Source organism: Segeticoccus rhizosphaerae, from assembly GCF_009192725.1.
GTDB lineage: Bacteria > Actinomycetota > Actinomycetes > Actinomycetales > Dermatophilaceae > Segeticoccus > Segeticoccus rhizosphaerae.
This window is the reverse complement of the sequence record NZ_VOHR01000736.1, coordinates 1-541: the sequence shown is the minus strand read 5'-3', so window position 1 is coordinate 541 and position 541 is coordinate 1. Positions and strand designations below refer to the sequence as shown.

Annotated in this window: 1 protein-coding gene; it reads left to right on the top strand. The window is 76.3% G+C overall.

Translation table 11 applies throughout. The features are described from left to right. Nucleotides 1-541, top strand: a 541-nt coding sequence (locus FRW57_RS22740; protein ID WP_162529499.1) for an aromatic amino acid lyase, incomplete at both ends; no start/stop codon positions are given.

Genomic DNA, 541 nt, shown 5'->3' with positions numbered 1-541 from the left:
CCCGAGGCGATCGGGCCCGCGGTCGCGCGGGCGACCCCGTTCCCGGGTGCCGCGCGCACCGCCGAGACGGTGCGCGGACTCGTCGGCTCCGACCTCGACGAGCCCCAGCAGATCCAGGACTTCTTCGGCCTGCGCACCTGGCCGCAGTCGCACGGCCCGCTGCTGGACGAGCTGGTGCGGCTGCGGCAGGTCGTGGAGGCGATGACCGGCGCCCCCTCGGAGAACCCGCTGTTCATCGACGGGACCGCGAGCCACCAGGGCGGCTTCCACGCCACCTACCTGACGCTCGCGGTCGACGGGGCGCTGCTCGCGCTGACCCGGTCCGCGGAGGCCGTCCGTTCCCGCCTCGCGCACCTGCTGTCCGGGGAGGTCGACGAGCTGCCGCGCTTCCTCGCCGGGACCGAGCCGGGTGCCTCGGGGCTGCTGATCACCGAGTACGTCGCGGGGGCGGCCCTCGGCCGGATCCGTGCCGCGGCAGGCTCCCCGGCCGGTGTGCTCACCGCCGCGGGGTCGCTCGGCGTCGAGGACCTGGCCGGGATGG